General features: G+C 60.1%; 19 protein-coding genes and 2 pseudogenes. 11 read left to right on the top strand and 10 right to left on the bottom strand.

The window, feature by feature from the left end:
- Nucleotides 1-55: 55 nt before the first annotated feature.
- The 7 genes from hpaD (at nucleotide 56) to NRB16_RS15135 (ending at nucleotide 8,643) form a co-directional block, all read left to right on the top strand.
- Complete coding sequence (hpaD, locus tag NRB16_RS15165; protein ID WP_257106437.1) at nucleotides 56-979, top strand: 3,4-dihydroxyphenylacetate 2,3-dioxygenase; 924 nt, start codon at nucleotides 56-58, stop codon at nucleotides 977-979.
- A 176-nt stretch (nucleotides 980-1,155) separates the two neighbouring features.
- On the top strand, nucleotides 1,156-1,566 hold the full coding sequence (locus tag NRB16_RS15160; protein WP_045489288.1) for a 5-carboxymethyl-2-hydroxymuconate Delta-isomerase: 411 nt from the start codon (nucleotides 1,156-1,158) through the stop codon (nucleotides 1,564-1,566).
- A gap of 53 nt (nucleotides 1,567-1,619) precedes the next feature.
- A complete protein-coding gene (locus NRB16_RS15155) occupies nucleotides 1,620-2,930 on the top strand; it encodes an MFS transporter (protein ID WP_257106436.1) in 1,311 nt (436 codons plus the stop codon).
- A 10-nt stretch (nucleotides 2,931-2,940) separates the two neighbouring features.
- On the top strand, nucleotides 2,941-3,744 hold the full coding sequence (hpaH, locus tag NRB16_RS15150; RefSeq protein WP_045489281.1) for a 2-oxo-hept-4-ene-1,7-dioate hydratase: 804 nt from the start codon (nucleotides 2,941-2,943) through the stop codon (nucleotides 3,742-3,744).
- A 116-nt stretch (nucleotides 3,745-3,860) separates the two neighbouring features.
- Nucleotides 3,861-4,661, top strand: a complete 801-nt coding sequence (gene hpaI, locus NRB16_RS15145; RefSeq protein ID WP_045489278.1) for a 4-hydroxy-2-oxoheptanedioate aldolase — start codon at nucleotides 3,861-3,863, stop codon at nucleotides 4,659-4,661.
- Nucleotides 4,662-5,167: 506 nt separating this feature from the next.
- Entirely contained in the window at nucleotides 5,168-7,276 is a 2,109-nt protein-coding gene (locus NRB16_RS15140; protein WP_257106435.1) for a LodA/GoxA family CTQ-dependent oxidase, read from the top strand.
- 5 nt (nucleotides 7,277-7,281) lie between these two features.
- Complete coding sequence (locus NRB16_RS15135; RefSeq protein ID WP_257106434.1) at nucleotides 7,282-8,643, top strand: NAD(P)/FAD-dependent oxidoreductase; 1,362 nt, start codon at nucleotides 7,282-7,284, stop codon at nucleotides 8,641-8,643.
- Here NRB16_RS15135 and NRB16_RS15130 read toward each other — a convergent pair.
- The 4 genes from NRB16_RS15130 to NRB16_RS15115 all read right to left on the bottom strand — a co-directional run bounded on the left by NRB16_RS15130 (nucleotide 8,632) and on the right by NRB16_RS15115 (nucleotide 12,605).
- Entirely contained in the window at nucleotides 8,632-9,261 is a 630-nt protein-coding gene (locus NRB16_RS15130; RefSeq protein ID WP_257106433.1) for a TetR/AcrR family transcriptional regulator, read from the bottom strand. The two genes, NRB16_RS15135 and NRB16_RS15130, sit on opposite strands and share 12 nt — an antisense overlap.
- 210 nt (nucleotides 9,262-9,471) lie before the next feature.
- Nucleotides 9,472-10,434: a transcriptional regulator FeaR gene (gene feaR / locus NRB16_RS15125; RefSeq protein ID WP_257106432.1), complete on the bottom strand. Its 963-nt coding sequence runs from the start codon at nucleotides 10,432-10,434 to the stop codon at nucleotides 9,472-9,474.
- Nucleotides 10,435-10,546: 112 nt separating this feature from the next.
- A complete protein-coding gene (locus tag NRB16_RS15120; RefSeq protein WP_257106477.1) occupies nucleotides 10,547-11,125 on the bottom strand; it encodes a DUF3156 family protein in 579 nt (192 codons plus the stop codon).
- Nucleotides 11,106-12,605: an APC family permease gene (locus NRB16_RS15115; RefSeq protein WP_257106431.1), complete on the bottom strand. Its 1,500-nt coding sequence runs from the start codon at nucleotides 12,603-12,605 to the stop codon at nucleotides 11,106-11,108. The genes NRB16_RS15120 and NRB16_RS15115 overlap by 20 nt, the downstream gene beginning before the upstream one ends.
- Nucleotides 12,606-12,905: 300 nt before the next feature.
- Here NRB16_RS15115 and NRB16_RS15110 point away from each other — a divergent pair, with 300 nt between their 5' ends.
- Nucleotides 12,906-14,228 carry an alginate export family protein gene (locus NRB16_RS15110; RefSeq protein WP_045489258.1) on the top strand — a complete coding sequence of 441 codons (1,323 nt, stop codon included), beginning with the start codon at nucleotides 12,906-12,908 and terminating at the stop codon, nucleotides 14,226-14,228.
- Between the two features lie 209 nt (nucleotides 14,229-14,437).
- Here NRB16_RS15110 and NRB16_RS29710 read toward each other — a convergent pair.
- The 4 genes and pseudogenes from NRB16_RS29710 to NRB16_RS15090 all read right to left on the bottom strand — a co-directional run.
- A pseudogene (locus NRB16_RS29710) lies at nucleotides 14,438-14,701 on the bottom strand (methyl-accepting chemotaxis protein); the annotation flags it as partial.
- Nucleotides 14,678-15,304 (bottom strand): annotated as a pseudogene (locus tag NRB16_RS15100) (PAS domain-containing protein); the annotation flags it as partial. The pseudogenes NRB16_RS29710 and NRB16_RS15100, both read right to left, overlap by 24 nt.
- Before the next feature lie 208 nt (nucleotides 15,305-15,512).
- Nucleotides 15,513-16,463, bottom strand: coding sequence for a p-hydroxyphenylacetate 3-hydroxylase reductase component (locus NRB16_RS15095; RefSeq protein ID WP_045489252.1), 951 nt, complete (start codon nucleotides 16,461-16,463; stop codon nucleotides 15,513-15,515).
- 94 nt (nucleotides 16,464-16,557) lie between these two features.
- Nucleotides 16,558-17,727 (bottom strand): p-hydroxyphenylacetate 3-hydroxylase oxygenase component, encoded by a 1,170-nt coding sequence (locus tag NRB16_RS15090; RefSeq protein WP_253115444.1) that lies wholly within the window; start codon nucleotides 17,725-17,727, stop codon nucleotides 16,558-16,560.
- A gap of 308 nt (nucleotides 17,728-18,035) precedes the next feature.
- On the opposite strand from NRB16_RS15090, the gene NRB16_RS15085 reads away from it, so the two are divergent.
- Nucleotides 18,036-19,523 carry an aldehyde dehydrogenase family protein gene (locus NRB16_RS15085; protein ID WP_045489246.1) on the top strand — a complete coding sequence of 496 codons (1,488 nt, stop codon included), beginning with the start codon at nucleotides 18,036-18,038 and terminating at the stop codon, nucleotides 19,521-19,523.
- 145 nt (nucleotides 19,524-19,668) lie between these two features.
- Entirely contained in the window at nucleotides 19,669-20,154 is a 486-nt protein-coding gene (locus NRB16_RS15080; protein ID WP_253140080.1) for an Hcp family type VI secretion system effector, read from the top strand.
- A 61-nt stretch (nucleotides 20,155-20,215) separates the two neighbouring features.
- Here NRB16_RS15080 and NRB16_RS15075 read toward each other — a convergent pair whose 3' ends face one another.
- Nucleotides 20,216-21,769 (bottom strand): methyl-accepting chemotaxis protein, encoded by a 1,554-nt coding sequence (locus NRB16_RS15075; protein WP_373568469.1) that lies wholly within the window; start codon nucleotides 21,767-21,769, stop codon nucleotides 20,216-20,218.
- Nucleotides 21,770-22,311: 542 nt separating this feature from the next.
- On the opposite strand from NRB16_RS15075, the gene NRB16_RS15070 reads away from it, so the two are divergent.
- Nucleotides 22,312-22,896: a hypothetical protein gene (locus NRB16_RS15070; protein ID WP_045489240.1), complete on the top strand. Its 585-nt coding sequence runs from the start codon at nucleotides 22,312-22,314 to the stop codon at nucleotides 22,894-22,896.
- Between the two features lie 13 nt (nucleotides 22,897-22,909).
- Here the strand turns inward: NRB16_RS15070 and NRB16_RS15065 are convergent.
- A partial coding sequence (locus NRB16_RS15065; RefSeq protein WP_257106429.1) for a transposase occupies nucleotides 22,910-23,119 on the bottom strand: 210 nt, incomplete at its 5' end.

Below are 23,119 nucleotides of genomic sequence, written 5' to 3'. Positions count from 1 at the left end.
GGCTTGTAGCTTGCCGGTTGGCGCTCAATTAACAATAAAAACCGGGAGAACCACCATGGGCAAACTTGCTCTGGCTGCCAAGATCACTCACGTTCCGTCGATGTACCTGTCGGAGCTGCCCGGCCCGCGCCAGGGCTTTCGTCAGGCGGCGATCGACGGGCATCACGAGATCAGCCGACGCTGCCGCGAACTGGGCGTCGACACCATCGTGGTGTTCGACACCCACTGGCTGGTCAATGCCAATTATCACGTGCTGTGCGGGCCGCATTTCAAAGGCGTGTACACCAGCAATGAACTGCCGCACTTCATCAGCAACATGGAGTACGAATTCCCCGGCAACACCGAACTGGGCAAGCTGCTCGCGCAAGAGTGCAACCGCTTCAACGTCGAGACCATGGCCCACCACGCCACGACTCTGGGGCCGGAATACGGCACCCTGGTGCCGATGCGTTACATGAACCAGGACCAGCACTTCAAGGTGATTTCGGTCTCGGCGCTGTGCACCTCGCATTACCTCAACGACAGCGCACGGCTGGGCTGGGCCATGCGCAAAGCGGTCGAGGATCACTACGACGGCACCGTGGCGTTCCTGGCCAGCGGCTCGCTGTCACACCGCTTCGCCCAGAACGGCCAGGCGCCGGACTTTGCCACCAAAGTCTGGAGCCCGTTCCTGGAAACCCTCGACCACCGCGTGGTGAAGATGTGGGAAAACGCCGAGTGGCCGGAGTTCTGCGGCATGCTCCCCGAATACGCAGCCAAGGGTCACGGCGAAGGCTTCATGCATGACACCGCGATGCTGCTTGGTGCGCTGGGCTGGTCGGACTATGACGGCAAAGCGGAAGTGCTGACGCCCTACTTCGGCTCCTCGGGCACCGGGCAGATCAACGCGCTGTTCCCGGTCACGCCGCAGGATGGCTCGGCGATTCCACCGGCCCAGGCCGCCAATCCGGCGGCGGTGGCGTCCACGAGCCGGCTGTAAAACCGGTTGCGGCACTGGTTGCAGGATCGGCTGCAGGACCGGCCGTAGGACCGGCTTTAGCCGGGAAAGGGCCATTCCAGACGCAGCATTCATGGCGCCTGGAAAATTCGCGACCAAAACCGATCGCCGCCCGGGCGCTCCCACAGCGTTGCAACCCTATTCAGGAACACATCCTCATGCCCCATCTGGTCCTGCTCTACACCGCCGACCTGGAACACCAAGCCGATATTCCCGGCCTGTGCCGTGCGCTGGCCGACAGCATGCTTGAACAACGCGATGAAACCGGCAAGGCGGTGTTCCCCACCGGCGGCACCCGGGTGCTGGCCTATCCGGCGGCGCACAGCGCGGTGGCTGACGGCCAGGGCAACTATGGCTTTTTATACGCCAACCTGCGCATGGGCAGCGGTCGAAGCGCTGCGGTGCACAAAGCGGTCGGTGACAACCTGCTGAGCGTGCTGCGCCAGCGTCTGCAGCCGATCCTCGATCAACGCCCGGTGGGCATCACCCTGCAGGTCGATGAAAGCCACAACCAGGTCTATGACGGCAAGCACAGCAGCCTGCACCCCTTGTTCAACAAGAGCACCTGACTGCCGCCAAAGAACCCAGCCGTGTCGTCTCAACCAACAAAAAGTACAAGACCATGAGCGCAACCCACTCTGCCGCAAGCGCCGCTGCTGAGCACAACCTCAGCGACGCCACGCACCGCACCGTCACCTGGCGGCTGATGCCGCTGTTGCTGGTGTGCTACCTGTTCGCCCACCTGGACCGCATCAACATTGGTTTTGCCAAGATGCAAATGAGTGCCGACCTGCACTTCAGCGACACCGTCTATGGCCTGGGTGCCGGGCTGTTCTTCGTCGCCTATGCGCTGTTCGGGGTGCCCAGCAACCTGGCACTGGAACGGGTCGGGCCACGCCGCTGGATCGCCTGCCTGATGGTGGTCTGGGGGCTGTTGTCTGCCGGTATGTTTCTGGTCCAGAGCCCAAGCGGCTTCTACACCCTGCGCTTTTTGCTGGGGGTGGCCGAGGCCGGGTTCTTTCCGGGCATTCTGGTCTACCTCAACCGCTGGTACCCGGCACGCCGCCGTGCGCAGATCACCGCGTTGTTTGCGATTGCGGTACCGATGGCCGGAGTGATTGGCGGCCCGCTGTCCGGGGCCATCCTGGAGTGGTTCAACGGCACCGGCGGGCTGCGCGGCTGGCAGTGGATGTTTGTCCTGGAGGGCTCGCCGGTGGTATTGCTCGGCTTGCTGGTCTGGCGGGTGCTGCCGGAGCATTTCAGCCAGGTCGGCTGGCTCAGCGCTGCGCAGAAGCAACGCCTGGGCGAAGAACTGGCCGCCGAAGAGCAGCGCAAAACCATCACCTCGTTCGCCGGGATCCTGCGTGATGCTCACGTATGGCTGCTGGTGGCGATCTACTTTGCCGTGATGCTGGCGGTCAATACCCTGGCATTCTGGATGCCGACCCTGATTCACGGCGCCGGCATTGGCCGCGACAGCATGGTCGGCCTGCTCAGTGCGATTCCTTACCTGGCCGGTGTGCTGTTCATGCTCGCCTGCGGACGCTCGTCAGACCGCCATCGTGAACGCCGCTGGCACCTGTGCGTGCCGCTGCTGATGTGCGCGCTTGGCATTGCCGTGACCGGCGTCACGCCAGCCAGCGCGGTGCCGGTCATGGCCGGGCTGATCATCGCCGGCATGGGTGCCAGCGCCGCACTGCCGATGTTCTGGCAATTGCCGCCGGCCTTTCTCTCGCTGCGCGCCATCGCCGCCGGCATCGGCCTGATCAGCTCGTTTGGCAGCATTGCCTCGTTTCTCGCGCCCTACCTGATCGGCTGGATGCGCGACACCACTCACAGCGCCAGCCTGGCCCTTTATGTGCTGGCGCTGCTCATCGCCCTGGGCGGCCTGCTGGTGTTGCGTACCCCGGCCGCTATCGTCAATCCGCAATAAGGAGCTTTCCATGCTTGCCCCTACCCTCATCCAGCAAGCCGCCGAGCGGCTCGACCAGGCCGAACGCTCCCGCGAGCAGGTTGGCCAGTTCTCTCTGCAATACCCGGACATCAGCATCGAAGACGCCTACGCCATCCAACGTGCCTGGGTCGCCCGCAAGATCCGCGACGGGCGCAAGCTGGTCGGCCACAAGATCGGCCTGACCTCCCGCGCCATGCAGGTGTCGTCGAACATCACCGAACCGGACTACGGCGCGCTGCTCGATGACATGTTTTTCGACGAAGGCACCGACATCCCGTTCAATCGCTTCATCGTGCCGCGCGTGGAGGTGGAGCTGGCGTTCATCCTCGGCAAGCCGCTCAAAGGCCCGAACGTGACGATCTTCGATGTGCTCGATGCCACTGAGTGGGTGGTTCCGGCGCTGGAAATCATCGATGCCCGCATCCAGCAGGTCGACCCGCAGACCCAGGTCACCCGCAAGGTGTTCGACACCATTTCCGACAACGCCGCCAATGCCGGCGTGGTCATGGGCGGCAAGCCGGTACGCCCTACCGACATCGACCTGCGCCGGGTGCCAGCGGTGCTTTACCGCAATGGCGTAATCGAAGAGTCCGGGGTTTCGGCTGCCGTGCTCAATCATCCAGCCAAAGGCGTGGCGTGGCTGGCCAACAAACTGGCGCCGTATGACGTCACCCTGCAGGCTGGGCAGATCATTCTGGGTGGCTCCTTCACCCGACCGGTCGCCGCCAGGCCGGGCGACACCTTCCACGTCGATTACGACCAGTTGGGCAGCATTGCCTGCCGTTTCGTGTAACCCCCTTTGAAATGCTGTAGGAGCTGCTTTAGCAGCGAAAAGACCACGCCAGGCATCACATTCATTATGTCGGGCAGACTTCGCGGCCAAAGTCGCTCCTACCCAGGAGCCCCCCCATGGATATGCCTATCAATACCTTCAAGCAGCGCCTGCAATCGGGCGAGGCGCAAATCGGTCTGTGGCTGGGTCTGGCCGACCCGTATTGCGCCGAGCTGGCGGCCAATGCCGGTTTCGACTGGCTACTGATCGACGGTGAGCACGCGCCCAATGATCTGCGGGGTCTGCTCGGTCAGCTGCAAGCGGTGGCGCCCTACCCTGGCCAGGCGGTGATTCGTCCGGTGATCGGTGATACAGCGCTGATCAAACAGGTTCTCGATATTGGTGTGCAGACGCTGCTGGTGCCAATGGTCGAAAGTGCCGAGCAGGCCCGTGAGCTGGTGCGCGCGATTCACTATCCGCCCAACGGAATACGCGGGGTGGGCAGCGCACTGGCGCGGGCTTCGCGCTGGAACACGATTGACGGTTACCTGGATAAGGCCGACGAGCAGATGTGCCTGCTGGTACAGATCGAGAATCTGGAGGGTCTGGCGCGGCTGGACGAGATTGTCGCGGTAGAGGGGGTCGACGGGGTGTTTATTGGCCCGGCGGACCTGAGTGCGGCCATGGGGCATCGGGGTAATCCCGGGCATCCTGAGGTGCAGGCGGCGATCGAGGATGCGATTGTGCGGATCGGTCAGACCGGCAAGGCGGCAGGGATTCTCAGCGCCGACCAGAAGCTGGCACGGCGGTACATTGAGCTCGGAGCAAAGTTTGTAGCAGTAGGGGTGGATACGACCGTGCTGATGCGGGGGTTGCAGACCCTGGCGGCGGCATTCAAGGACGGGCCTGCGCCGAGCAGTGGGGGCGGGGTTTACTGATTTTGCGGGCGTGCGCCGCCCGTTCGGGCTGCAGCAATGGTTCAAGCCAAGCAGGATTGGGCTTAAGTTAAACGCTATACATCTCTGTGGGAGCTACCTTGGTAGCGAAGAGGCCGGTAAGGTCACAGCAACAGCTGCGAATGTACCGCCGTCTTCGCGACCAAGGTCGCTCCTACAGGAGCAGGCGGCATTTAAGTGAACAAAAGTGGCTTAAATGTGAGTGGGTGTTTCAGAAGTGACGAGGAGCCAAAGAACCGTCGCTTCAATCCCTCGCATAACACCCGCGCCAGACAACTGATTTTCCAAGTTATTTATAAAAACCCAAACCAGCCTGAGCCGTGCCGCAGAGCGCTTTTTACAATTGGCCGGCTATCTGTCACCCATTTTTTTCTGATCTCAACTTGACGAACTCAAAAGAGCACCAATAATCTGATGCCGTAATGCCATTATCGGTATTCAGCACCAGAGCATGTATCGCGCAAGTGCCCAACGGAGGGGCGGTTCGGATGAGTTCGACTTACGAGATTTTTCCAAAGATTGGTGTTGCCCGTCTTGGTAACAGCCCCACAGAGTTTTATTTATCGCCACAAGCCACCGGGGGCTTACCCCTTGAATGTGACGCACAGGGCAATCTGCAACTGGATAACGGCAAGCCCAGGTTCGTCAATGCCTTCAAAGACAGTGTTGGTCGTATCAAGCGCCAGGCTGCCAAGTTTCAGATTGTCCGCACTGATGGTACTAGCCCGCAACCAGTCACACTTGACAGTGAAGAAATCAGTTCCATTGAGTGGACTGTCCATATCGCTAACAAGAAGCCGATCTGGTACACGTTTTCCGAGTTGCAGGGCAATCTGGAGTTTGGTCCAGACAACAGTTATGAAGCCCAACATATTCCGGTTAACAACTCCAATGTCACCGACCCCGTGGCGCGTCAGCAACTGATTATTGACCCGGGTCCGCGCAGTATTTCCGGGGCCGGGCAAAACATTCAATTCTCGCGCTATAACATCCCGAGCGATTATTCAAAAGGTTCGTTCCCGCCCGTGGGTTCGGGTGGAGAGCAAATTGATGTATTGGGCGAGCTGAAAACCGACAGCAGCGGCAATCTTGTGGCACTGGGTGGTTTTGGCAAGGTGACGGGGTCAGGAGAAATATCTTCATTTCGGGGTGCCTCCGGGTATTGGGATGATATCTCCGACGGTTTTGTCTGTGCGCAAATCACCCTGCGCGATGGCAGTAAAATCACACCTGAGCCGGCATGGCTGATCGTTGGCAGTCCGAAGTATGTGCCCGAGGTGGTCAACGTCATCACCCTCGCCGATACCTTGTACGATGTAGCCGTTCGCCAGATGGGGGCAGATCCGAGCCTGTTTGATTCGGAGCAGCACACGGCGCAAAACTCGGCCGATTATTTTGCCGAGATCGGAAAATATTGTCCGTTGTACGGCTTCAATCCCACGTTCAAAATCAACTTCGACGCCCATATTCAGCCGATTCTGGATGCCCTGTCCCGCTACAAATGGGTCGCCAACGTTCCCACCATGGATGAGTTTGCCAGGCCGTCTTTTGACATGCGTGATAGCAGTGACGCGAACCGTGAACTGCGCATGGCCTACTTCAAATACTTCCGCGTTCCGCTCTTGCCCGCAGACTACGACAGCCATTACGCCGACATGGAATTCGGTCCGGCCCAGCTTGAGCGCGACGGTCAGCCGATGATGCCGCTCAATTCCGGTGATAACTCCGTCACCAATTTTGGCCCCATTTATAAATTCCTGACCCTCACCGCCACCCAGTACTTCTTTCTCTACCAATGGGCGAAGGGTAACTTTACGACAGCCCGCTCAAGCGGCAGCACGTCCCATCGCTCGGTGCAGAAATACTATCATCAGCTCCATCATGCGGCCGAAGAGGCTCCGCAAACCCAACTGGCGCTGGCAGATATCAGCAACTGTGTCGGCGGGCCCTTCTCACCAGGCATCGAAGTGACCTGGAGCATGCGCAGTGCCAATCTCTATGATGCGCCTTTCCATATCATGCTGGCCCATGCCAATTCGGGGCAAACCGATATGCAGGCACACTATCGGGAATATGGCCTGTCGATTCAAAGCCGTAATGAAACCGCCCCAGATGCTGATGGCAAGAAAATTGGTTGTGAACCGGGGGACTTGACCAAACGCATGGCAATCCCGTGGATGGCCGACTTTCAGGAATGCACGGTTCAGACCCCGAATATTTCCGATATCAATATCAACCAACTTTCCGATGGTTCCGGAATTGAACTGCCGCCGACCTATTATGTGTACTGGTGGCCGCCACAAAGCCCGTTCAATGTCATGACTGGCGCCACTCACCCGCAAGATCAGGTGCTGGACGCTTATGTCAGCCAGATTGACGGGCAGCCCGTTATCCCGGCCGGACAGAATGTTGAATATCAACGCGGCATTTTTTCGAAAGAAGACATGATCAGCAACTGGTCGGCGCTGGGCTTTGTCGTTAATCAGGGGAGTAACGAAATCCCCTATCTGGTGGAGAAAGAGCGTAACTTTGGGCAGTTGGCGCAGTTCAAAATGAATAACGATTACGCCATCAGACTTAAAGCCCAAGGTAAGTAAACGTCATGACCGGTTCTGTCGACGAAACAATACCGTGTTTCGATGTCGTGATAATCGGGGGCGGGCCGGCCGGTATCTCGGCCGCCTTGACTCTGCTAAAACGCACCGATATCTCGGTTCTGGTAGTAGAGGCCGGTCATTATGACCGGCCCAAGTCGGGTGAGTCCTTATCACCCGGCGTTCGCAACCTGCTGGATTACCTGGCGGTGTGGGATGATTTTGCCGGGATGGCACCGTTGCAGACCTGGGGTAACCAGGCCGCCTGGGGCAGTGAGCAGTTGGCGTCGTTCGACTTCATGTTCAACGTCCACGGGCACGGTTGGGCGATTGACCGCGCCCGTTTTGAACACATGATGGCCCGCCTGGTGAGCCAGCGCGGCGGGCGGCTGGAGTGTGATACCCGCTGCCTGGCGGTGCGTCAGTTGATGCCTGATCGTGATCAATATGATGGCTGGCAACTGACACTGCGCAACAGCGGTGACCACGAGCATGCGGTGCGTGCCAGAGTGGTGATTGATGCTGCCGGCCGGACATCGCGATGGAATGAGGCGCTGCACCACCGCCATGATGATCTGGTCGGCGTCAGCGCTCTGCTGACGGCCTCTGCAACCCATTCGCCGGCGGCCTTGACGACCGTTGAGACCGTGGCCAATGGCTGGTGGTATGCGGCCCCCGTACCCGGAGGCCGCGTTGCAGTGTCGTTCATGAGTGATTCGGACATCATTCATCAGAACAAGCTGTCGCGACCGGAGAACTGGCTGACAGCCCTGGCGGGCACGCGCCATATCGCCGAGCTCATCAATCCTGCCGGGAACGATGTCGAGTTACGCACTGATCCGGCCTTCTCGGCCTGCCTTGTGCCTGGCTCAGGCTGCGGGATCATTCCTGCCGGGGATGCAGCGGCATCGTTTGACCCACTCTCCTCCGGCGGTATTCCTCACGCTCTGGCCACAGGTATACAGGCCGCCCGTGCTGCTTCGGATCGCCTGCATGGTGAGGGGCTACTGATCTCGGCCTACGAGACCGCCATTGCCGCTGACTTTCGCCAGTACTTGCGTACACGCTGGCGCATTTACGGCATGGAAACCCGCTTTGGCACTTCACCTTTCTGGGTGAGGCGGCAAACACCGGTTTCGCTACCGCCGGAAAACATCCTGATTGCCGATTCACATACCGACAGCCAGACCATCTTCCTGCCCCGCCAGGTGGCGGATCTGATCCGCCATACAGCCATCAACCCCATTTCGGCGGCTGAGCTGATCGGCAAGGTCGGGGCATCCTGCCCTGCCTACCCGGCTGAGCGGCTGATTCTGGGGGTACAGGACATGATCGGTAAGGGCTTGACGAGCTACCCGCTATCGGCCTGATGTGATGTACGAAACGTACGGCGACGATCCCTGACGCAACAACGACAGTGAGTCGCCGTACACCCTCCACAGCGCCTTGAGGCGTCTGGCATACGCCTCGGGTGTTGCATAGAGAAGCTCTACATGGAGGCTGTCGACGATGCCTTGCCAGGCATCGCAGTACAGCTCCAGGTCGGTATCATCCATCTGCGGGTAACACTGGGCGAGCAGTGGTCTGAACAACTGGCGCATCTGGGCCAGGTACTCTTCGAAGCCTGCACTGATCATTGGGCGCAAGACTTCTGGCGGGTAGAAGGCCGCGCGCAACAGGCAGCGCAACGAGGCCGATGCCTGGTAACGCTCGGCCAACTGGTGGACCAACAGGCCGCCCGGCACGCTATTGAGCTCGCTGGCGGTATCGAAGCAGCTTTGCATGTGCAGCCGTTCGTTTTCCAGAGCGCGTTCAAACACCACGCTGTAGAGCTCATCCTTGCTGGAGAAATGCGCATACAGCGACGGCTTGCGCATATTGGCCAGGATCGCGATGTCGTTGAGCGACGAACCGTCATAGCCGCGTTCGGCGAAATGCTCAATGGCCAGGCAGCAGATGCGTTCAGCCGAGGCACTCAGGGTTTTCATCAGTGTTTTCCTGCCAATCACTATTGTAGTGGCTCGCGCCAGTAATGCCGGTGGGGACCATACGGGGCTACGCCGAGTCCCGGCATGGCCCCCGCCCCTCCCATACAGCCTATCGACACCTAAATCTACCTATCGATAGGAAGGATAACTGGCCACTATAAAAACCTTCTCGCAAAGAGGCAAACGCTCCAGGTTATGGGTTGTGCTGCCTCACGCCGCGCCAGCCGCATGGGTCAGGCTGACACTGCGGAAATCCTTGGGCGACTGTTCAAACTGCTTCTTGAATGAGCGGCTGAAATGCGCCGAGTCGGTGAAGCCCCATTTGTAGGCAATGGTGGTGATCGATTCGCTGCGCAGGAAAGGATTGGCCAGGTCTTCGGCACTGCGTTTGAGCCGTGCACGCTGAATGTAACGGCACACACTGTCGCCTTCATCTTCGAACAAGCGATACAGATGCCGCACCGAGATGTTCAGGCGCCCCGCCAGCACCGCCGGGTTCAGGCCGGGCTGGCCCAGCGATTCGTCGATCAGCTTCTGCACACAACTGCGCAGGTTGACACTGCCTGACGCGCTCAAGTCGGTACAGGCCTCATCGCTGTGTTCCAGCGCCGATGGCAGCAGCGAGATCAGTGCATTCTGCAAGCCGTGCTCATCGGTTGCGACGGACTCGTCATCGCGGGTGTCCTTGCAAATCTGATCCATCAACACATGCAGCATGCGCCCGCAGGTCTTGGCGGCAGATACCTTGCCGAAGGCCAGCCGCTGGTTTTTCAGCCCCTTGAGTACATCCTGGCGCGGCAAGGATAGCGAGGCGTGTTCGATCAGGCCGAACGGGGTAATTTCACAGTAGCCGCTCGAGTCCATCAGCAACATGTCGCCCGGCGCCAGCTTGATGCTGATGCCGTGCTGGGTGATCTGTGAATAGCCACTGCGCTGGCTGACCAGAAAACAGTCCTGGTCGTTGTCCAGGTCGGCATTGCCGGCCTGACGGACGATATTGCCAGCGTTGGTGCGCAGGCTGGCCAACTCCAGACCGGAGCGTGTCCAGGTGCAGATCTCACCGATGAACAGTGAGCGATTGAACGCAAGGTCAGTCTCGAAGCGGCCACAGATGGCGCGCAGTCGGGTATTCCATTGTTCAAGGGCATTGCGGGCGATTTGATCAGTGTTCATACCTGCCTCCACGATGAATCTTGTTGTTATGCGCTTATTGATAACATGTTAATAATAAGCACACAACTTCACTTGAATCGTTCATGTATAGGCAGGATACGTGCCAGTCGACCTAGATCTCGCGCAAGACGCGGGACAAGGCATTCAGCGCCGCGAACAGGCTGGTTTTTTGTTCTGCGCTGATAGCGATATAGCGACGAAACGCAGGCATGCGGTTGACCACTTCACTGCCGCCCATATGCTCCAGACGCACCGTCCACTGGCCGTCAGCAGCGTCCAGAAGCAGACGTTTGAAGTCCAGCGGCATCAGGGCCTCACGCAGCGGCTGATCCAGCTCCAGTGCCTGACGCAGCGTAGCGAGTGCTGCGCTATCACCACCCCGGCGCCGGCAACGCAAGCCGCTGCGGCGGATCGAACCGGTATGGTGCAGCTCATAACGCCCGGCGCACTGATTTGCGCCCGGCACCTGCAGCACAAACTCACTCATCACCAGGTGCATCAGCAATTGCGACTCGGTGCGCTCGCGCACCTCAACCATCAGGCCATCGAGGCTCACTCGCGCCAGGCGCGGCTCAAGCTGCTGCCAGCCGCTGAGCGCCAGGTTGCGCCGCAGGCACTCAAGCGTCACGCCAGGCCGGTAACCGGCCGGATCACGCGGGGCGGTCAGGCCATCAAACAGTCTTGAAAGCATCACGGGCTGCAGCCTCCGGGTGAATGCCTGGTTGGTTGGCGAACTCTTTGGCCAGTACGTCTTCGACCCTGGCTGGCTTGAATGGATGGACCTTCTGTATCACCAGCGTCCAGAACAATGCATAGGCGGCAGTGCCCGCGAGCATGATGCCGAACGGTACGTAGATATCTGCAGGATTCATCCCGGGTGGGGTGATAAACCACATGCCCAGCAGGATGCCGACACTGGAGACGATCTGCGGCAACGGGAACAGCGGCGAGCGATAGGCGCGCGGCAGGTCCGGGCGGCGGATACGCAGGCTGACCACCGACAGGGTCACCAGCAGATAAGCCGTGCTCCAGGCACACACCGCCGCCAGCACCAGGTTGATAATGTTGTCGGTGTTACCGCCCAGATACCAGGCATGCACGCATGGGATCAGCATCGCGACCAGAATGCACAATAGCGGCGTCTTGAAGCGCGGGCTCAGGTAGGTGAACACCTTGGGTAACGCACCGTCGACCGCCATGCCATAGATGATTCGCGGCACGCCGGCCATCAGCGTGTTGATGGTCGCTGCACCGGCGAACAGAAAACCGATACCCAGCCAGATCGGGCCGATATCGCCCATTACCTGCTCGGCGAATTTCGGGATGGCCATGGGTGTGTCGAGCAAGTGCACGCCGGTAGCGGCGTCCAGCACCACGTTCTCCACCTGGCGCTTCATCGCAGCGCCGTAGATGAACATGCAGCTCGCCACGCCCAGCAATCCCAGGATCATCGCCTTGGGCATGACCTGAGCCGAACGGCGCAAGTCCGGCGCCAGCGGGGTGACGAACTCGCAGCCGACGAACATGAACATCGCCATGCCCACCAGCGACAGAATGGTCACCAAGTCAGTACCGACCAGCGACGCACCGAACAGCCCGTCGAGCTGCACCGCCGGCGCGGCGATCAGGCCCAGCACACCGAAGGTCATCAGGGTCACCCACATGCCGAAAGTCAGGATGATCTCGGCCTTGCCGAACGCACTGACGCCAAAGGCATTGAGGATACCCAGCACCACCACGAACCCTACGCCCAGCAACCAGGAACCGCCGGCCGATTCGGCCAGGGTATTGAGGTGCTCGAAATTCACCAACGCCATGACCCCGGCCAGGATGGTCTCGGCGGTGCCGGCAAAAACGTGGACGATCAGGTAAGCCGCCAATGTGCCCATAATGGCGAAAAAGCGTCCCAGACCGCAGTTGATGTAGTCATATACGGAGCCTGTGGTCGGCAGGATTGAGGCCGCCTCGGCAAAGGTGGTGGCCTGCGCCAGCATCATGATCACCGCCAGGATCATGGCCAGGGCAAAGGCGCTGCCGCCGATGCCGAAGCCCATGGTCGCGGTGAGAATCACCGGGCTTGCCATGATCAGGCCGATGGTACTGGCCAGCGCGGTGGGAAACCCCACTGTGCCGCGATTCAGATGCTCAGTGAGCTGTTGGTTGAGTGACATGCTGGACCCCTGCTGTTCTAGTCGTTCGATCAGGCAATGCAAACAATCGCCGACAAGTATTGCGCCACTCCCCTGTCAAGCGATGCCAGCCGACGATCGCCGCACTGCGCCATGCAATCACTGTGCGCCGGCCCTCCTTCAACGTCTTGCCCATGGCTGACGGCGATTTTGTTGCAGCCTGCCAGCATCGAGGCCATGGCGGACAGATACAAATGGCTGGCACGCTCGGCAAAGACCTGCCGCCTTGCAATACCCCTAACTGATGGCAACCCACGTCCATTAGAAAAAAGGGGCAACACCATGGAGCGCTTTACCCGACGTAATACCCTGGCTCTGGTCATCGGCCTGAGCAGCCTGCTCGGCGTCAGTCAGAGCCAGGCCATCGAACTGTACAGCGATGAAGACACCCAACTAACGGGTAACTTCCTCGCCGTCTACGGCCACTTCAACAGCCGCAAGAACTACGACGGCACGCCAGGCGGTTCGACCTGGCGCGAGGGGTTCATCAAATACGGGCTGAGCGCCAGCCAGGGCCTGGCGGGCTTTGGCAGCCTGTATGGCACCGCAAACCTGGTCAGTTCAGCCACTTGGGGCGACGGCGATGCGGCCGGCTACACCAATGGCAGTGAGCGCACGACAAAATTCGACGAAGCCTTTGCCGGCTGGAAGTCCGGTGACCTGTTTCCAGTGCTGGGCAAGGATGGTGTCGATCTGTCATGGGGACGCCAGGTCATTACCCTGGGAGACGGTTTCATCATCAACGACGACGGTATCAACCTGGGTAAAGGTATCGCTGACGGTGACATGAACCGCGGCGGCGCCTACTATCTGGCCGCCCGTCACGCCTTCGACAAAACGGCAGTATTGCGCCTGGGCGGCAAGGATGGCCTGCATGGCAGCCTGTTGTGGTTCAAGTCCGACAACCGTGCCCAGGCCAATACCGAACTGGCCGCCGCGACCCTGGAATACAGCGCTGCGCCAGGCACCCTGGGCCTGACCTGGATCCACGGTCTGGGCGTCGACAAGCAATACGCCAGTGACTTTCAGCGCCAGCGTGACGGCATGAACATCTACAGCCTGCGTGGCGCCGGTAATGCCGGCATCGACAACGCACACTTCTCGTTCGAATACGCCAGGCAAACCAAGGACGCAGGTCACGAGCAAGCCTGGTACACCGAGGCCGGCTACACCTTCGCCGATCTGCCCTGGAGCCCGGACCTGAGCTACCGCTACAGCCGCTACTCCGAGGGTTGGGACTCGATGTTCAATGGCCAGAACCGTGGCTTTGGCACCTGGTTCCAGGGTGAGGTCACCGCCAACTATGCCGGCCCCTTCAACAGCAACACCGCCATTCACCATCTGGGCCTGAAGGTCAAGCCGCTGGACAACCTGACCATCGGCGCCCTGTTCTTTGACTACCGGACCTTGCACACCGGCCAGGCGCTCAACCTCGATGGCCGCGAAGCCGACCTGTATGTCGAATGGGCGGTCAATGATCACCTGATCATCACCCCGCTGGTCGGCCTGTACAAACCGCGCAAGGATCAGGACAACGGCGGAAACCAGGTCGGTGGCAACGGCACCAACGTCTACAGCCAGCTGATTGTCGCGGTCCCGTTCTGATAGTCAGCAGCGAGCTTGTGGTTAATGCTGATCAGTCAAGGCCGACGCGATCCTTGTCGGACCTTGGTCTGGTCGGCAGATTGACGAAGGCGGCGTGAGATCCACTGCGAATGTGCTGGTTTCATCGCCGCTTTCGCGAGCAACCGGAACGCCGACCGGCTGCTACTGAACACTCCTGCAGCTAGCCCCTAACGCCGCGCATCACGCACCAGCATGGTCTGGATCTGCTGGGTCGCGTGGCGGGTGCTTTCGGCCAGCTTCTTGACCTCATCGGCGACCACCGCAAAGCCGCGGCCCACCTCGCCGGCACGGGCCGCTTCAATCGCCGCATTGAGGGCCAGCAGGTTGGTCTGTTCGGCAATCCCCTTGATCACCCCGACCACCGTGGAAATCTGCGCGTAAGTCGCCTGGTTCTGCTCCAGCATCTGCGCGTGACTGGCCTGGGCCGAACGCTCGTCGCTGATATCGCGCACCGCGCCCATCACCCGTTGCAGCACACCGCGCTCGTCACGGATCGCCCGGCCCCGCTCGCGGCACCAGATATAGCCACGGGTCTTGTGCCGCATGCGGTACTCGAACACATACTCTCCGCTGCCTGCGGGCATGACGATCTCACGTTCAAAGATCGTCATGATTGCCGCCAGGTCATCCGGATGAGTGATACCGACCTGGGCATCCCAGCCATCAGGCAACTCGTTGGCGGCATAGCCCATCAACGCCCGAAACGGGTCAGAGATGCGCATGAAGCTGGCCGGATCGTCAATCCGCCCATGCGCCACGCGAATGTCCCAGAAGCCTTCAGTGAGGGTCGACTGCAACAGCTCCCAGACCCGCTGCTCCTGATGATGCTGATGTAAGCGTTCATGCAACTGCTGGTTGCTGTCTTCAAGCGCCTTGAGCTGTGGCAACAGCCGCTGCTGCTCAAGCTCGGCCGCCGCCAGAGCATTGCGCAGCTGGCTCAGACGTTCCTCGACGTCGGCCTGCGCGCTGGCTTGTTGCTGCTCACGGGCACGCCACTGAGCGTGTAACGCCGCAACTGCCTGCAGGTTTTGCTGCACCAGAGGAAAGCGCTGCATCACGCCTGGTGCCACGGGCTGTCCATTGCCCAACTGTTGCAAGGCCTGGTTAAGTTCATCGACCCATTTGTTGTTATTGAAAAACATCAGACACCCCGGACGTGAGAGACACCCGTTGCCATCAGGCCTTGAATCGCCGGGGTTCGCATGTGCCAGGCTGCCAGGCGATTTGCATCACCCTGCCAGCCAGCCCCCACCCCCCAGTTGCTCAGCCGCGAATCACCGCCTGCAACACCGCCTTGAAGGTCGCGATCTGTTCAGCGCTGAACGCACCGAATACCTTGTCCTGCTGCTCGCGGGCAATGCTCCAAAGGCCCTCGGTTTCATCCACGCCGCTGGCGGTCAGGCAAACCCGCTCGTCACGATCACAGACCAGCCCCTTGCGGCGCAGATTGGCGACGGCTTCGTCGATTTCCAGGGCCGGCATCGCGACCTCTCGTTGCAGGTCATTGAGGCTCAGGCCGGCATCGTTTTCCAGCACCATCAGCATCCGCGCCTCGCTGGTGCGCAGGCCGGTAGATAACTGGCGAGGCTGGTAGCCGGCCTGATACGCACGCAAGGCCTGAGTCATCAGGTAATACAGGTTGTGCTGCAGACGGCCCTGAAAGTGACTGCTCGGCGCCTGGCCCTCTTCACGCCTGGTCATCCGGGTATGTGGCAGCACCATCGAGTAGGCACCCTGATGGTAGAGCAGCGGTGAACGGCCAAAATCATCGAAGGCCACCACCTTGCCGATCAGAATCCAGTGGTCGCCGCCGTCGATCTGCTGATACTTCTGGCAATCGAAACGCGCCGAGCAATCGAGCAACAACGGTGAACCACCGACACCCGGCTCATGGGCGATACCGGCAAAGCGGTCGTCGCGTGGCCGGGCGAAGTTGTTGGACAGCTCGATCTGATCCGCAGCCAGAATATTGACCGCAAAATGGGTGGCCTCGGCAAACACCTCATGGCTGGTCGAGCGTTTGTCCAGACTCCAGAGAATCAGCGCCGGGTCCAGCGACACCGAGTTAAAGCTATTGGCCGTCACCCCGACCTTGTGACCCGCAGCGGTGGCGGCGGTGACCACCGTCACACCGGTGGCGAAATTACCCAGCGCCCGGCGAAATGCACGGGGGTCCAGAGCAGGGTTAACGGCAATTGCGCTTGGTTCAGACATGCAAGACTCCCGGACAGCCGCCAGCGGCTGCCCTGATTCGAATAAGGTTATCGGGCGCATCAGGCAGCCTCGGCTGCCGATATCACAGGGTCCGTCAGACCATGCTTGGGTCCGGCTCCAGGCCCATCAACTCGCGACCGAGGATCTGCGCGCAGACGTCGTAGTCGGTGTAGGCATGCGCACCGGTCATGTGCGAGTCACGGAACAGTCGCTGCATCTCGTTGCTTTCGAACCAGGCCGTGCCGCCGGCCGCAGCGAACAGTCGATCCACGGCCTCAATGCACATCTTCACCACATAGCCCTGGTTGGTACGCCAGTACGCCAGCGTGTCGCGGGACGGGTACTCATGGCGCTCACCGTGCTCAGCGTGGTCCTGCCAGGTTTTTTCCAGAAAGGCCCGCGCCGCCGCCACTTGATGGGTCGACTCGGCCAGGCGCATCAGCGCCGGAGTCGCGGCCCCTACCGCCGCACCGGTGTAGGCACGCACACGGTTGCGAGTCTTGTCGCGAAAGACCTCAAGCATACGCTCGGCAATTCCCAGGCTGACCGTCGAGAAGCCACTGGCAAAATACGGGCGATAGGGCGAATAGAAAATCTTGCTGTCCGGGTACAGGCCGAACCCGGCCGACTTGCCTTCCATCATGTCCTTGGCTTTCTGGATGCGGTGCTCAGGCACAAACACGTTGTCGATCACCAGAGTCTTGGTGCCGCTGCCTTTCATGCCGGCGGCGTACCAGTCGTCACGGATCTGATAATCGCTGCGCGGCAACACGGCAAAGCAGTAATCCTGGCCGCCTTCGGCGTTCTGACGACGGAAACCGACAATCGCCCACTCGGCGTGATCGCTGCCGCTGCTCCAGCCCATTTCACCACTGAACAGCACACCACCATCGGTTTCAGTGGTGCGGCCAAACGGGGCAATACTGCTGCTGGCGGTGGCATCAGGATTAGCCCCCCAGATCTCTTCCTGCAAGCGGGCCGGAAACAGCGCCAATTGGTGACTGTGCGTGCACAGCAGGCTCATGGCCCAGGCGGTGCTGGCACAGGCGCCGGCCAGCAAGGCGATGCAGTCGCCGAACTGCGGCAGGGAAATTTCCAGCCCACCATAAGGACGGGGCTGAAAGGCCCGATGCAGGCCAATGCTTTTGAGCAGGGCGATATTTTCGGCGGGCACCATCCGGTCTTTTTCTGCCTGAGCGGCATTGGCCGCAATGGCCGGCAGGATCGCACGCAGGTCTTCAAGCAGGGGATTTGGCTTTTTCATGAGGGGGCTCTGCTTATTATTGGACATTTTCCAGCGGCCTGACCCAGCACTGATGACCCTCGGGTCAAAGGCCGGTCAGCCGAACACAGCGCCAGTATGGGTCTGGCGTCGGATGCGGAAAATGCACCTTCCAGATGGAAGATTGTACTTTTCATAGCCGGCCCACTGCTCAAGCCACCCAGTCGCTGGCACGCACAGACAAGCGCTGGTCAGCCCTGATCAAGCGTGTTTGACCGCGCCTGGTTACCCTCAGGCAATACGCGTGGTTCACGCTTTTTTCTGCCCGTTTTCTGCCTGAGGTACTGCTCGTGTCCGACATTCAACTGCTCCCCCAGGTCCGTGCCTTTCTGGACCGCGACCATGGCCTGTTCATCGACGGGCGCCCCCAGCCATCCCAGGGCAACGGACGGATCGAGGTGGTCAGCCCGGCCAATGCCCAGGTCATCGCGCGGGTCAGCGATGCCGTCGAGGCCGATGTGGATGCTGCGGTCGCTTCGGCTCGTCAGGGTTTCAAGGTCTGGTCACAGACCGCCCCGGCCGTGCGCAGCGCCGTGTTGCTCAAACTGGCCGACCTGCTGGAACAACACGGTGAGGAGCTTGCCCAACTGGAAACCTTGCAGTCAGGCAAGATCATTCAGATATCCCGCGCTTTTGAAGTGGGCCAGGCCGCGCACTTCCTGCGTTACTTTGCCGGTTGGGCAACCAAAATCACCGGTCAGACCATCACCCCGTCGCTGCCTTCGTTCAACGGCGAGCAATACACCGCCTACACCCTGCGTCAGCCGGTGGGCGTGGTGGTCGGTATCGTGCCGTGGAATTTCTCGACGATGATCGCCATCTGGAAGCTGGCGTCAGCCCTGACCACCGGCTGCAGCGTGATCATCAAACCCAGCGAGTTCACGCCACTGACCATTCTGCGCATCGCCGAGCTGGGTATTGAAGCCGGTCTGCCGGCCGGCGCACTTAACGTAGTGACCGGCCTGGGCAAGGTCGGCCAGGCGCTGATCGAACATCCCGGCACCGACAAAGTATCGTTCACCGGCTCCGTGCCCACCGGCATCGCCGTGGGCAAAACAGCGCTGGGCGCCAACCTGACCCGCGCGACGCTGGAGCTGGGCGGCAAGAACTCGGTGGGGTTTCTGGCCGATGTCGACATCGACAAAGCGGTCAACGGCGCCATCGAAGCGGGCTTTTTACACTCAGGGCAAATCTGCGCCGCCGGTGAACGTTTCTTTGCTCCGCGCCAACGCATCGATGAGTTGATGGACAAACTCAGCCAGCGCCTGGCCGCGCTGAAAGTGGGCTCGCCGCTGGATGAAAGCACTGAATTCGGCCCGGTGACCAACCGCATTCACCAACAGAAGCTGGGCCAGTTCTTCGACCGCGCCCGCGCAGAAAACTGCACCATTGTCCACGGCGGACGCTTGATCGAACGCGAAGGCTTTTATGTAGAGCCGACCGTGATCCTCGCCAACTCGCTGAGCGACACCCTGTTGAGCGAAGAAACCTTCGGCCCGATCGCCACGTTCCTTGCGTACGACGATGAGGAGCAGTTGCTGGAGCTGATGAACAGCACCCCGTACGGCCTGAGCGCCAGCCTGTGGACCAACGACCTGGGCAAGGCCATGCGCATGGTGCCACGCATTGAGGCCGGCACCGTATGGGTGAACATGCACACCCTGCTCGACCCGGCCGTTCCCTTTGGCGGAATCAAGGCTTCCGGAATCGGCCGCGAATTTGGCTCGGCATTTATCGATGACTACACCGAGCTTAAATCAGTGATGATTCGCTACTGAGCAAGACCTGAAGCGGCGGATGCTGAACCGTCAGCATCCGCAGGCTGTTCTTGCCTGCTAAAACAACTGAAATTTCGGAAACGTCCTACATATCGCCGGGGAGCCAAAAAATACACTGCCCCTCCATTTATCAAGGAGGGCGACCATGGCCAACTGCGGTTACATGACCATCAAGAGCGACAAGCAAGGCTTCATGTCCAATGGCTGCTGCACACCGGAGTCGCTGGGCGGCAAAAACCAGACCAGCCACGCCGACCAGATCATGGTGCTGGCCTTCACCCACAACATGGCCAACCTCGACAACGCCCGCCACGCCACACACCAACCGGTGTACATCACCAAGCACGTTGACAAATCAACCCCGCTGTTGAGCCAGGCGCTGGCCAATCGAGACCAGATTGATTGCATGATCGATTTCTACCGCACCTCCTCGCGCGGTACCCAGGAGAAGTTCTACACCGTCGAGATTCGCGGCGGACTGATTCGTGAGCTGACCCAGGACATGCCCCACGCGCTGCTGCACAACGACGGTCAGCCGCAGGAGCACCTGGCAATCAGTTACCGCGACATTATCTGGACCCATCACGCGGGGAGCACCAACGGCTATGCGTCGTGGATCGCGGATCAATAACAGCTGCGCCAAGGACCGCCTGTGAACCGGGAGGCCGCAAGACCTCCCCTCACTCATGACCTCAACGACTGAACCGTTCCGCCAGACTGTGCAGGTACTGGGCCATTTCTTCGAGCTCACGGCTGATCGCAGACCCTTGCTGCGCCTGGTCTGCGCTCTGGTCACACAGTTGCGCGATGCGGGTGATCTGCTGGCTGATGTTCTCGGCCACATGGCTCTGCTGTTCCGACGCCGAGGCCATTTGCTGGCTCATGCCGGTAATCCGTGTGACAGCCTTGCTGATGCCATCCAGAGCTTGCTGGACGGCCTCGACGCTGGCCACGCTTTCCTGGGAGTTCTGCTCGCCGCGGCTGGCGGTGGCGACGGCGCGGTCAGCACCATCACGCAACGAGGTGATGATCTTCTGGATTTCCTCGGTGGACGATTGAGTACGTGACGCCAGCGAACGCACCTCGTCCGCAACCACGGCAAAGCCCCTGCCCTGTTCGCCGGCACGAGCCGCCTCGATCGCAGCGTTGAGGGCCAGCAGGTTGGTCTGTTGGGCAATCGAGGTAATCACGTCCACCACACTGCCGATCGATTGCGTTGCACCCGCCAGCTCGCCAACGGCGTGGCCGATTTCATTGACCGAGTTGGCCATGTGCCGGATCGCCAGCAGGCTTTCGTCGGCCAGGTTGCGACCCTGCTGGGCCAGTTTGTCGGCCTCTTCAGCGGCGTGGGCAGTGCTCTGCACGTTGTGCGTGACTTCCTGGATCGTCGCGGCCATCTGGTTGATCGCCGTGGCCGACTGTTCGGTTTCGTTACGTTGCTGATCCAGAGAGCGTGCCTGTTGCACCGACAATTGCGCCGACTGCCCGGCACGCGACTTGACCCCCTCGCCGGTGTCCACCAGCCGGGTCAGAGCCGTTTGCAGGCGGGCCTCTTCGCTGATCATCGCCAGGTCCAGTTGCGCTTGCGGGCCGCGGTTATCACTGTAGGTCAGGGCGACCAGCGCGCTGGTGAACGCCTTGGGGTGTTCATCGAGGGTTTTCTGCAGACCACGCCGGTGACGAATCTCCAGATAGCCACCCAGCCCCACCAGCACCGCCAATAACAAGAACACGAACGGCGTGTCCTCGAGCAAGTAGGTACCCACAGCCAGAATCAGGGTGGCTACAACCATCGGTAACTGGCGGCTGAGGTGGTAAATCGCACTACCGGTTCTCGACACGGCCGGCTTTCCAGCCCTCAGGCGGGCATACAGTGCTTCAGCACGGCGCACCTGATCGCGGGTTGGCAGCGAGCGTACCGATTCATAACCAATGATGCGGCCGTTTTCATACACCGCCGTGACGTAGGCACTCACCCAATAAAAATCGCCGTTCTTGGAACGATTCTTGACCACCCCCATCCAAGGTTTACCCTGCTTGATGGTTTCCCACATATGGCCAAACACCGATGGGGGCATATCGGGGTGGCGTACCAGGTTATGCGGCTGGCCGATCAACTCTTCACGGGTAAAGCCGCTCATGGCGACAAAGGCGTCGTTACAGTAGGTAATGTGGCTGCTTAGATCGGTGGTGGAGATCAAACGCTCGTTGGCAGAAAAGGTTCTTTCATTTTGGGTAACCGGCATGTTCAAACGCATCGACTGCAACCTCTTCTGATAACTGCAAAGATCCAGGCATACCTGAACTTACTGCACGACAATCGTTGCGATTGAGTCATGCGGCATTGAAAGCACGCTATGTAAGGGTTTAGCACATCCTGTTGCGTCAGGAGACACTGCCTCAGAGGGACCCTGAAGGTTGGCAATGCCCGACAGGCGCTGGCAATTTCTCGCCCCATCGCACCTGAAATCCAAGCGTAGCGAAGAAAAACCGAGGAGCAAGTCGACAATTACCGACTTGCCAACGACTCATCATCATGGTCATGGATGGCATTTTGCAAGCATATCTGAAACATTTGTTTTCAGAACATTCAAACGCTTGAATTAATGGAAATTTCCATTCTTTATCGGCCTTGCACAAATAGCCCAGAGGCAGCATTGCTGCTGCGACACTTTGCCAGCCATCAGCGACACTCCCGGCTATCAAGGCTGCGAAAACCTGTCAGTGGCCGCCTGCAGGTTCCTCAGGCACACTGCCGACCTGCCCCTTGAATTGCTCAGGTTTTGTCATGTTCGCTGCCCACCGTACCTGCACGCTGCTTGCCCTGTTGCTCAGTGTCACACTGCTGCCCATGAATGCCCAGGCCGAGTCGCGCACCAAACCGGCCAAGAGCGAGACCCGTCAGCCAGTATCGCTGCTCGGCGGCAAGCTGGCCTTTAACCTGCCGGCCACCTACAAGAAAAGCGAGATGCAGGAAGTCGATGCCAAGGCCATCGCTGAAGGTATCAGTGGCGCGATGTACACCGACGAAGCCAACCGGCGGGTATTGATCGTGACCGAAACCCCGAACCCGGTGACTGACCAAGCCACTGATAACGACAGCCAGGTGCTCGATGAACTGAGCAGCGCAGCGCTGAGCCAGCAAAGCAACAGCTTTCATGACTTTCAGAAACAGGGCGAGCAACGCGTGCTCAAGAAAAATGGCCTGGGCGTGCGCCAGCTTGATGCCTACGCCACGCTCGGCGGTGGCAAGGTCCTGACCAGCACCCTGGTGGCGGCGTCCGGTAAACGCTCGGCAGTACTTACCGTGATTTCCAGCGCCAAGGATCCGAAGGGTCATGCCGACACGCTAAAAACGGTGATCGGCAATTGACATCCTCCCCGTCCTAAAGGACGGGGATTCCCACAATTGGACGCTCATGCCCGAGCGCGAGAATGTTCTTGGCGGCGTTGACGTCGCGGTCGTGGGTGGCACCGCACCCACAACAAGTCCATTCCCTTATTCCAAGCCCTGCGATACCTCTCGGCCTCGAGTCCGGCAATTGCTTGCAGCTCGAACAGGTTTGGGTGGTGTTTCTCTCGCTAACAACCTTGAA

It is taken from the genome of Pseudomonas sp. LJDD11, assembly GCF_024584215.1.
Taxonomy (GTDB): Bacteria; Pseudomonadota; Gammaproteobacteria; order Pseudomonadales; family Pseudomonadaceae; genus Aquipseudomonas.
Note: the sequence above shows the minus strand (reverse complement) of the source record. Positions and strands in the feature narration are given on the sequence as shown.

Coding starts and splice junctions, on each gene's coding strand:
- hpaD (WP_257106437.1), top strand. CDS start 56: ATGGGCAAACTTGCTCTGGCTGCCAAGATCACTCACGTTCCGTCGATG.
- NRB16_RS15160 (WP_045489288.1), top strand. CDS start 1,156: ATGCCCCATCTGGTCCTGCTCTACACCGCCGACCTGGAACACCAAGCC.
- NRB16_RS15155 (WP_257106436.1), top strand. CDS start 1,620: ATGAGCGCAACCCACTCTGCCGCAAGCGCCGCTGCTGAGCACAACCTC.
- hpaH (WP_045489281.1), top strand. CDS start 2,941: ATGCTTGCCCCTACCCTCATCCAGCAAGCCGCCGAGCGGCTCGACCAG.
- hpaI (WP_045489278.1), top strand. CDS start 3,861: ATGGATATGCCTATCAATACCTTCAAGCAGCGCCTGCAATCGGGCGAG.
- NRB16_RS15140 (WP_257106435.1), top strand. CDS start 5,168: ATGAGTTCGACTTACGAGATTTTTCCAAAGATTGGTGTTGCCCGTCTT.
- NRB16_RS15135 (WP_257106434.1), top strand. CDS start 7,282: ATGACCGGTTCTGTCGACGAAACAATACCGTGTTTCGATGTCGTGATA.
- NRB16_RS15130 (WP_257106433.1), bottom strand. CDS start 9,261: ATGAAAACCCTGAGTGCCTCGGCTGAACGCATCTGCTGCCTGGCCATT.
- feaR (WP_257106432.1), bottom strand. CDS start 10,434: ATGAACACTGATCAAATCGCCCGCAATGCCCTTGAACAATGGAATACC.
- NRB16_RS15120 (WP_257106477.1), bottom strand. CDS start 11,125: ATGCTTTCAAGACTGTTTGATGGCCTGACCGCCCCGCGTGATCCGGCC.
- NRB16_RS15115 (WP_257106431.1), bottom strand. CDS start 12,605: ATGTCACTCAACCAACAGCTCACTGAGCATCTGAATCGCGGCACAGTG.
- NRB16_RS15110 (WP_045489258.1), top strand. CDS start 12,906: ATGGAGCGCTTTACCCGACGTAATACCCTGGCTCTGGTCATCGGCCTG.
- NRB16_RS15095 (WP_045489252.1), bottom strand. CDS start 16,463: ATGTCTGAACCAAGCGCAATTGCCGTTAACCCTGCTCTGGACCCCCGT.
- NRB16_RS15090 (WP_253115444.1), bottom strand. CDS start 17,727: ATGAAAAAGCCAAATCCCCTGCTTGAAGACCTGCGTGCGATCCTGCCG.
- NRB16_RS15080 (WP_253140080.1), top strand. CDS start 19,669: ATGGCCAACTGCGGTTACATGACCATCAAGAGCGACAAGCAAGGCTTC.
- NRB16_RS15075 (WP_373568469.1), bottom strand. CDS start 21,769: ATGCCGGTTACCCAAAATGAAAGAACCTTTTCTGCCAACGAGCGTTTG.
- NRB16_RS15070 (WP_045489240.1), top strand. CDS start 22,312: ATGTTCGCTGCCCACCGTACCTGCACGCTGCTTGCCCTGTTGCTCAGT.